Annotated in this window: 2 protein-coding genes and 1 pseudogene; all 3 read left to right on the forward strand. The window is 53.6% G+C overall.

The annotated features are described in order from the left end of the window. The first annotated feature begins 52 nt into the window (after positions 1-52). A pseudogene (locus HMPREF3091_RS04055) lies at positions 53-1,316 on the forward strand (tyrosine-type recombinase/integrase). Positions 1,317-1,683: 367 nt separating this feature from the next. Continuing rightward, the gene (locus tag HMPREF3091_RS04060) at positions 1,684-2,145 is read left to right on the forward strand and encodes a hypothetical protein (protein ID WP_070714397.1); all 462 of its coding nucleotides are present in this window, start codon (positions 1,684-1,686) and stop codon (positions 2,143-2,145) included. Next, positions 2,142-2,321 (forward strand): helix-turn-helix domain-containing protein (locus tag HMPREF3091_RS04065; RefSeq protein WP_070714448.1); only part of this gene is annotated, 180 nt, incomplete at its 3' end. The genes HMPREF3091_RS04060 and HMPREF3091_RS04065, both read left to right, overlap by 4 nt.

Here is a 2,321-nt window from a genome sequence, read left to right on the forward strand (position 1 = left end):
TGGGGGCTTAATCGGGGGCCTCACGGTTTGTTGAGAAAATGGAGCCCCCACTATGGCGTTAACCGATACCGCTATCCGCAAGATCAAACCCACCGATAAATCCTTCAAGCTTACCGACAGTTCAGGACTCTACCTGCTGATCAAACCTAACGGCTCAAAACTCTGGTACATGAAGTACCGCATCGACGGCAAAGAGAAAAAACTGGCCTTTGGCCCCTACCCCGATGTGTCTCTGTTTAAAGCGCGGCAGCTGCGCGATGCTGCACGCGCTAAAGTTCGCGAGGGGGGGCGATCCTTCCGCTGATAAGAAAATCGCTCAGCAGAAAAAGAAAAATGGGCAGACGTTGCGGCAGATAGCCATGAACTGGCATGCCGATCATCGGCGCTGGTCTGCACATTATGCGACAACCATCCAGCGCAGGCTTGAAATGTATATTTTCCCGGATATCGGGGACGCCCTTATCGATCAGGTCACGACAGAGGATCTGTTACTCGCCTTGCGCAAGGCGGAAAGTAAAGGCTTTCTGGAGATCACCGCGCGGCTGAAAAACTATGTGACTGAAATCATGCGCTATGCGGTGAAAAAGCAGTTAATCAAATCAAACCCGGCGCTGGATCTGGACGGCGAATTTACGCCGCCGGAAACGCAACACTACCCGGCCCTGCCTCTCGAGAAGCTGCCCGAATTGTTATCCCGCACGGACAGTTACTCCGGCAGGCTGCTGACACGGTACGCGCTTAAACTGTCGCTGCTGTTTTTCGTGCGCTCCAGCGAACTGCGCTTTGCCCGCTGGAGTGAAATCGACTGGCAGCAGAAGCTATGGATAATCCCTGACGAGCGGGAGCAAATAGAGAACGTGCGCTTCTCTCACCGCGGTACAAAAATGAAAATGCAGCACATCGTTCCGCTGTCCGAGCAGGCGATTGCGATTTTAAAACAAACAGAAGCGCTCTCCGGTCATCTGGCCTTTATTTTCCCCGGCGAATACGATCAGGATAAATGCATGAGCGACAACACGATTAACAAAGCATTACGCGTGATGGGTTACGATACTAAAAAAGAGATTTGCGGCCACGGCTTCCGGGCGATGGCGTGCAGCGCGCTGAGTGAATCGGGGCTGTGGAGCAAAGAGGCCATTGAAAAACAGATGAGCCATCAGGAAAGAAACAGCGTGCGTGCCGCCTATATTCATAAGGCTGAATATATGGAAGAACGGATCGCGATGATGCAGTGGTGGGCGGATTATCTGGATGTAAACAACGGCGGCTATATTTCACCTTATCAGTTTGCCCGTCGTCTGAAAGCAGCCTCGTAATGTAAAAGCCTTATTAAAGGGGAAACGGATGTTTCCCCTTTGGTGCGTTTCAATCCCCCCTCCTTTTGAAAACCCGCCTTCCAGTAATTTTCTTGCCGCCACAAATCAAACGCGATATTGTTTACCCGCATCTGCAAATTCAGGTGCCGGGATTGGAACCCTGAGAAATGTTACAGGCGACATATGACGCGCTCGCGTCTTTTTTTGTGTCGTGCGCACGGCTGCACCTCAATGGTGGGCTGGGCGGGGGCACCGCAAGGTGCGCCGGTAACCTGTAACGCCGGTAGTTCCAACCCCGTTCAGTCCACCACCATGAGATTGGAACCTCTGGTGGTGGGTTTTAAACCCGTTACAGGAGGCTGCCACTATGGCTACGATCCCCACTCAAACACACCCGTTACTTTCCGTACCCTTTAACGCCGCCACAGACTTCACCGTCCTTGCCAGCCATTGCGAAAACTTCGCCGAAACCCTGATTGAAAGCCACGATCCTGCGCTGAAAATGGCGCTGTGCGGCAGGATCAACGCCTGTCTGACATTGCTACAGCCCACGTTGCTCGATCCGGTTCCCCCTCATCTGTTTGAAAGCCTGACCGTTGATACACTTCCCACACACTCTCCCCGCTTCGAGCCTGAATGCACCGAACTTTGTGACTACTGCCTTGCCCTCACGCAAATACTCGCGGGACAGGATTTTTCATCTGAAACAGAGAAACACCTTATCGGGTTGCTGTACGACCTGATCAACTACTTCGTGGCAGAAATGAAAGCACCACGCTGGGTGCGTACCGCCGACGGCGTGAAGCTAATTGACGGGGAGGCGGCATGATGCAACCGGACTGGCATTCCGCCGACATTATCGCGGCGCTGAAAAAGCACGGAACATCGCTTTCCGCCGTTTCCCGCAACTCAGGGCTCGCGTCCTCCACACTGGGAAACGCCCTGTATCGCCACTGGCCCAAAGGTGAAAGGCTGATCGCCGACGCGCTGGGCGTTACACCAGAG

Origin of the sequence: Hafnia sp. HMSC23F03 (genome assembly GCF_001816025.1) — a bacterium.
Lineage (GTDB): Bacteria > Pseudomonadota > Gammaproteobacteria > Enterobacterales > Enterobacteriaceae > Hafnia > Hafnia paralvei.

Bases quoted from the DNA above. Each gene is read 5' to 3' on its own strand.
- HMPREF3091_RS04060 (WP_070714397.1), top strand. From the start codon at position 1,684: ATGGCTACGATCCCCACTCAAACACACCCGTTACTTTCCGTACCCTTT.